The organism is Sulfuricurvum sp. (assembly GCF_023250475.1).
GTDB lineage: Bacteria > Campylobacterota > Campylobacteria > Campylobacterales > Sulfurimonadaceae > Sulfuricurvum.
Window position 1 is genome coordinate 1 of sequence record NZ_JAHFAQ010000126.1, and the last position, 6,255, is coordinate 6,255.

At 42.9% G+C, this 6,255-nt stretch carries 9 protein-coding genes and 1 pseudogene; 8 read left to right on the forward strand and 2 right to left on the reverse strand.

The annotated features are described in order from the left end of the window. From Q0C19_RS10295 to Q0C19_RS10315, 5 genes are all read left to right on the forward strand, one after another. On the forward strand, nt 1–550 hold a 550-nt coding region (locus tag Q0C19_RS10295), incomplete at its 5' end, for an ATP-binding protein (RefSeq protein ID WP_295055707.1). After that, on the forward strand, nt 540–1,862 hold the full coding sequence (locus tag Q0C19_RS10300; protein WP_295055708.1) for a methyl-accepting chemotaxis protein: 1,323 nt from the start codon (nt 540–542) through the stop codon (nt 1,860–1,862). The genes Q0C19_RS10295 and Q0C19_RS10300, both read left to right, overlap by 11 nt. Further along, complete coding sequence (locus tag Q0C19_RS10305; protein WP_295055710.1) at nt 1,859–2,230, forward strand: response regulator; 372 nt, start codon at nt 1,859–1,861, stop codon at nt 2,228–2,230. The genes Q0C19_RS10300 and Q0C19_RS10305 overlap by 4 nt, the downstream gene beginning before the upstream one ends. Before the next feature lie 126 nt (nt 2,231–2,356). Continuing rightward, entirely contained in the window at nt 2,357–2,800 is a 444-nt protein-coding gene (locus Q0C19_RS10310) for a DUF4395 domain-containing protein (RefSeq protein WP_295055712.1), read from the forward strand. Beyond that, nucleotides 2,800–3,204, forward strand: coding sequence for an Rrf2 family transcriptional regulator (locus Q0C19_RS10315; protein WP_295055713.1), 405 nt, complete (start codon nt 2,800–2,802; stop codon nt 3,202–3,204). The genes Q0C19_RS10310 and Q0C19_RS10315 overlap by 1 nt, the downstream gene beginning before the upstream one ends. A 13-nt stretch (nt 3,205–3,217) precedes the next feature. Here the strand turns inward: Q0C19_RS10315 and Q0C19_RS10320 are convergent, their stop codons facing one another. Further along, nucleotides 3,218–3,466 (reverse strand): hypothetical protein, encoded by a 249-nt coding sequence (locus tag Q0C19_RS10320; RefSeq protein WP_295055714.1) that lies wholly within the window; start codon nt 3,464–3,466, stop codon nt 3,218–3,220. A 95-nt stretch (nt 3,467–3,561) separates the two neighbouring features. Between Q0C19_RS10320 and Q0C19_RS10325 the strand changes: the two genes are divergently transcribed. Then, nucleotides 3,562–4,140 carry a CheB methylesterase domain-containing protein gene (locus Q0C19_RS10325; RefSeq protein WP_295055716.1) on the forward strand — a complete coding sequence of 193 codons (579 nt, stop codon included), beginning with the start codon at nt 3,562–3,564 and terminating at the stop codon, nt 4,138–4,140. 19 nt (nt 4,141–4,159) lie between these two features. Beyond that, nucleotides 4,160–4,972: a protein-glutamate O-methyltransferase CheR gene (locus tag Q0C19_RS10330; RefSeq protein ID WP_295055718.1), complete on the forward strand. Its 813-nt coding sequence runs from the start codon at nt 4,160–4,162 to the stop codon at nt 4,970–4,972. Here Q0C19_RS10330 and recO read toward each other — a convergent pair. After that, nucleotides 4,969–5,586 carry a recombination protein RecO gene (gene recO, locus Q0C19_RS10335; RefSeq protein WP_295055720.1) on the reverse strand — a complete coding sequence of 206 codons (618 nt, stop codon included), beginning with the start codon at nt 5,584–5,586 and terminating at the stop codon, nt 4,969–4,971. The genes Q0C19_RS10330 and recO overlap by 4 nt on opposite strands. 180 nt (nt 5,587–5,766) lie before the next feature. Here recO and Q0C19_RS10340 point away from each other — a divergent pair. After that, nucleotides 5,767–6,255, forward strand: a pseudogene (locus Q0C19_RS10340) (glutamate synthase large subunit); the annotation flags it as partial.

Consider the following 6,255-nt stretch of genomic DNA (forward strand, 5'->3'; position numbering starts at 1 on the left):
GATTGTCAGCTCTATGTATGAGTTTGCCGGTACGGGCAAAGAGGAGATGAAGCCGTGCAGTATTCATATGACATTGGTTTACGCCCTTCGGATTATCTTGAACCGTTCCAAACATATCACCCAAATTTGGATTAATGATGAGCTTTTTTCGAGTGCTAGCACGTATGATGCATTGTCCTGCATAACGATGGGAATTTCCAACCGACTGGAACAAGTTTGGATTATAATATTAAATAACGCATTAGATGAGTTTGAAAAGGGTATAATTGCGTACGAAAATCGCCGAATCGATATCCGTTTTGAATGTAATAAAGAACAGATTGTTATTACACTCAACGACAATGCCGGGGGGATACCCGAATCAATGCTCGACGGTATCTTCGATTTTGCAATAAGCGGAGATAAGAAAAAGAGCATGGGAATCGGATTGAATGTGGCCAAAGCGATCATAGAGAAACATGGCGGAACCATAAAAGTACGAAATGAAGATCAGGGTGCGGCATTTAAAATCAGTTTGAAAACATATGAGGAGAACATAGATGTGGTTTGATGGAGAAACGGTAAAGCTAAGGGAAGAGAAACGTCTTCTTCAAGAACAATGCGACGGGCTCAAAGCAGAATTAGAGCTTTATAAAGAGATTGCCGCACTCAGCGATAAAGAGGCTGTCGTCGTAGTCAATGCTCAGGGCGAACCGATTTTTTTCAATACACAAGCTCAAGATATTACGAATAAAGAGGCTGTTATACGGGAACTTTCTAAAGGGCTGTCCGAAATTATTGTCGGCGAGTGTGAAGCTTCGGTAAAAAGTAAAAGTTTGAGCCAAGGGATGAAGGGGTTCATTTTACACAAATCATCGGTTGTCGGCGGCGAAGATAACGGATTGCTGGATATGCATCAGCAGAGTATTAAAGGGGCATTGAATGCAACCCAAAAAGTTTTTATGGATATTCTTGAAAAACTGAAAGATATGGTTCAACAGTCTCGTGAAACGGCGGAAGGCTCTGTCGAGGGGCTGAAAATTGCGAATCGTGTTGATGAGTATATGAATAAACTGGCGGAACTGATGGAGGGGACCCTCTCGACGACGGCAAGTCTTGTCTCGCGCTCAAACGAAGTTTCCAATGTCATTGCCCTGATCAAAGATATTGCCGATCAAACCAATCTTCTTGCGCTTAATGCGGCTATTGAAGCGGCGCGTGCGGGCGAGCACGGACGAGGGTTCGCCGTTGTCGCCGATGAGGTACGCAAACTCGCTGAGAGAACCCAAAAAGCGACGAAAGAGATTGAAATCGTTATTCAGACGATGCAGCAAGATACCAACGAGATTGAATCCGCAACCGAAGAACTCTCCGGCATTGTTGCAAGCACAAAAGAGGAAGTATCGCAACTCAGCAGCCGTATGGCCGTTTTCCAGCGTAACTCATCGCGCAGTGTCTATGAGATCATGGATATCAGCAACTATATTTTCAGCAACTTGGCAAAGATCGACCATGTTATTTTCAAAAATAACGTCTATGCGTTCTTGTTCGGTCAAGCAAACGAGTTTAAACCGGTAGATCACCATAACTGCCGATTAGGCAAATGGTACGATGCCGGTATCGGAAAAGAGCAATTCGGTCATCTTAAATCGTACGGATTGCTGGAAAAACCGCATGCCTCCGTCCATGCACAAGCCAACGCCTTGATCGCCGATTGCGGAGAGGGGAAAAAATTATGCTCGCGTACTCAAATCGAGCAGCGTATCAAAACGATTGAAGAGGCGAGTCACGGTGTTTTTGAAGCGCTGGATATCTTGGTCGCCGAGAAATCGGAAGATTTGATGGGAAGTGCGATTAATCAATTGTTTGGAGGGTTAAAATGATACGTTTGTTAATAGTCGATGATGAGCCGTCTATCGGAACAATGTTGGAAAAAGCATTGGGGCGTTCGGGTGATTTTAAAATCACCTACATAGACAATCCGATCAATGCGCTTAGCCGTTTTCGCACCGGAGAGTACGATGGGGTGTTGCTTGACATTATGATGCCTCAAAAAGACGGGTTGAGTGTCCTGGAAGAGATCAAAGCCAAAGATTCGGAATGCGTTGTAGTGATGATGACTGCCTATTCGACATTGGACAAAGTTTTGCAAAGTCATAAAGTCGGGGCGGACCACTATTTGCTCAAACCGTTTGATTCTCTCGCAAGTGTAGAGAAAAAAATTCGTGAACTTGTAAAACCGCGTTCATAACTATTTTAAAGGGAGATTCATCTCCCTTTTTTTTTATAATCAAATTTTATACCTTAGTAACTTAGTATGAATACTTGACAATAGGAAAATAGTCTATTAAAATGGTGGAAAATTTAGGAGGAAACTATGGCTCAACAATGCCCTTTGATTTTTCGTCAAGTCGATGCGACGGTTACACGGATCAATACACTATTTGTAATACTTAGTATTATCGGATTTTTGTTGATGGACAATATACTAGTTTTGATTTTTTTGATTATCGATTTTTTCCTCCGTTTATACGGATACAAACAGTTTAGTCCCATTAACAGACTCTCTGTATTCATTCAGCGAAAATTATCGCTTAGCATTAAAATGGAAGATGCGGGAGCAAAGCGTTTAGCAGCGTTTTTCGGGCTCGTATTCAGTATCGTTTTAGCGATAGCTTCGGTACTTAACCTGCAACCCGTTATTACAATTATTGCAGGGATATTTCTATTTTGTGCGTCTTTAGAGCTATTTTTCGGTTACTGCATTGCCTGTAAGATTTACTACATCGCCAAAAAAATCTATCCGAGAGGGTTTGAATAATGGCAGCTCTCTCATCCAAAGCGATCTACGGGCTTGCCGCAATGCATGTACTTGCGCATGCTCCGCATGCTCGAGCAATGCAGGTGAGAGAAATTTCGGCGATGACCAAGATATCTCACGGCTATCTGGAACAGCTTCTTTCTATTTTGCGGAGAAATAATCTCGTCAGCAGTTTCCGCGGAGCCTCAGGGGGGTATAAACTCTCTAGGGCCGCACATGAAATAGAGGTAATTGAAATTATTGAAGCATTAGAGGGGCCGTTTTATAAAATTGAAGGGAATATTGGATCTAGTCTGATCTTGCAATATTTCTGGGGAGACATCGAAGAGAAGATGCGCTCCCTTTTTGGAATGAAGCTCTCCGAAGTCGATCAAGCGTACCAGCCTCATTACTATGAAATTTAAGACGTATTAAGTATTAATACGTCCGTTTTGATTCAATAAGTTTTCGTTTTTCCATCATCATGACTTCGATTTCATGAGCATTTTTTCCGTTATAGACCTGTTCAACCAATAGATTGCTTTTCTCATAAACTTCTTGATAAAAATCCTGTAATGTTGACCCTTTTTTACTCCCCGTATTCGTTTTGTAAAAAGGTTCGACCCGGAGTTTTTCTTTCGGGGCGTATTTGGCTAAAACCGCTTCGCTTGCTTTGTTGATGCGCATAATCTTCTCATTTGTTTAGATGATTTCATACAAGCAAATAGCGTGCCTAATTTGACGAGTGGCAACATCCGTCATTTATCGGGTAAAATACCTCTATGACTATTTCATCTTTAATTCTTATCGGTGCTTCTACCGGCGGGCCGGGGAGGATTTACTCGATTCTCTCGGCGCTGGAGAACCCTTTTCCCGGAGCGGTTATCATTGCTCAACATATGAGCGCCCCGTTTGTCCCGAGTTTTATCCACCAGCTCCAATCGATCACATCGCTTCCGATACGCTCTGTTGACGAACCTCAAAAGATAGAGCAGGGGCATATTTATGTCTGCTCCGTTACCTCCGAGCTTGTTCAAAGAAGCGGAGAGATATGGCTTGAACCGATGGAAGAGGGAGATTATCCCTATAACCCCCAAATCGATCGCCTGTTTGCCTCCGCATCATTTTTACCCGCTGTACTGAAACGGCTGGGGGTAATATTGACCGGGATCGGCGATGACGGAGCGTTTGGATCGTTATCGCTTTACGAATCAGGGGGCAAATGTCTTTTTGAGAGTGAAGAGAGCGCTATTGTTTATGGGATGCCGCGCCGTGCGAAAGAGCTTGTACCTAGCGGTGATATCGGATCGATTGATGAGATTATTGAGCGGATCAAAGACTTCGGAGGCGTTCATGTTTAGGTGGCTAAGAGCAAAAAAAATGTCTGCCCCGCAAGAAAAGATGATTCAGAACGTGGAAAATTTTGTGAATCCGAAAGCCGTATTGACTAAATTTACCAATGTTACCGGTATCCACTTTAATCATAAAGAGTCGATTACGACGTCAAAGCTGATCCATTTTTGTCGGAATCATCATATCACCTCTTTTGATGAGTTATATTCGTGTCTCGAAAGCGACCCGGATATCCTCGAAGCGTTGATCAATCTTCTTACTGTTAATGAAACCTATTTTTTCAGAGAATCCCGCCAAATCTATTTTTTAATCGAGAAAGTAGTGTTGAACAACGATAAAGTACGTATTTTATGTGCTCCCGGTTCTACCGGAGAAGAACCCTACTCGATTGCAATGGCGTTAGTGGACGCCGGTGTTCAAGCAAACCGAATTGAGATCGTTTCTTTGGATATAAACAGTGATGTTACCGTTTTGGCCAAAGAGGGGCTCTACAATGCACGATCTTTGCATAAAACGCCGTTGTCATTGCAAGAAAAATATTTTACCAAAGCACAGAGCAGTTTTAAAATCAGTGATGAGATCAAGCAACTAGTGAGTTTTCGTACCCTCAATCTTTTTGATGATCGACTTTTTGAGCTGGGGGTATTCGATACGATTTTTTCACGTAATATGCTGATCTATTTTGATGAATCGACCGTTATCCGAGCTATTGAGCGATTAGGACGACTTGCGCGCGATAAAGAATCGTTACTCTTTTTCGGACATGCCGATTTCATCAAAACACCTCCTTCTTTAATCGAGCATTATAAAGAGGGGATTAAATTTTATACGGTCGCTTAAAATCCTTCGTTGAGGACATACCACAACCGATCCACCTCTTTGTCGTCTAAAAAAAGGGTTGAAGCGTGGGTATATAGCCATTCAAGACCTTTAGGGTTGATCGAGAGGGTATGGGAACAGTTCTGATGAGCGGGTAAAAAAGCCCGTATGAGCGATATCTCATTCTCGATAGGGTGGTCACAGAAAAAACAGTTGAGTTCTCGGTGAAGCCTCCCCTCGTGATCGAGGATGCGAACGTATGCTTCGATGGCAACGCGTTTTGGATTTTGATCTCTCCAGCGTAGCGATGCATCGTTGAGAAGCTCGAAATAAAAAGTTCCGATTGATTCCGAGTCTTTGAGATGAGGGTGAAAGAGGGTGATAAACTGCTGCCACAGACGAAGCCGTTCGTATTGAGCCATCCATGGAAATCCTAAATGGATGACGTCTTTCATTCGCGGGATCGAAGACTTTACCGAGTGCTCTGCTTCGTAATCAATTTTGAATCCCATATTGATAGGACTGTGGCGTGCTCCGTAGAAGCGATAAAGGGTCTGTAAGCTTTCCTCGGCTATGATACTGACAATCATATCTTCTTCGCGGGCACGGTTGAGTTTGATAATAAAGCCCTGCATTTCTGATTCTACTTTACACGTTTCTTTTTAAAATATTCGTTACTTCCCGTCATTTTAACCTTTTTTAACCTGAGTGTTGTTAAAATAAGGAAATTTCATCTTCCTTTAAACTACTTATGTTTAAAAAGAGATTAAAAAATATCAATTTGCCGAAATTTTTGGTGAAAGGTGACGATTAGAGTGGAATACCAAGACCTATTACGATCATTTAAAGATAACTGCGGATTCGGTTTGATTGCAAATATTAAAAACCGTCCTTCGCATGAAAATCTGGAAAACGCTATTACCGCGTTAGAGCGTATGATGCACCGCGGAGCGGTAGCCGCTGACGGTAAAACAGGGGACGGAAGCGGTTTGCTCCTCTCCCTTCCGCATGAGTTTATGCGCTCAGCCGCACAGGATGCGGGAGTTGAGCTTCCTGAAATGTATGCGGTTGCCGTGGTTTTTACCCGTGATCCGTCTGCATTGGTGCGCTTTGAACAAATTTGTACTGCCAATGATCTTAAGGTTGTTTTGGATCGTGTTGTCCCTATCGATACGAATGCTCTCGGAGAGCAGGCTCTTGCCTCATTGCCGGAGATTCACCATATCTTTATTACCGCGAACTCGTTAATGGCAAGCCAACGTTTTGATGCGTTGCTCTATCTCAGCCGTAAAGAGATCGAACAC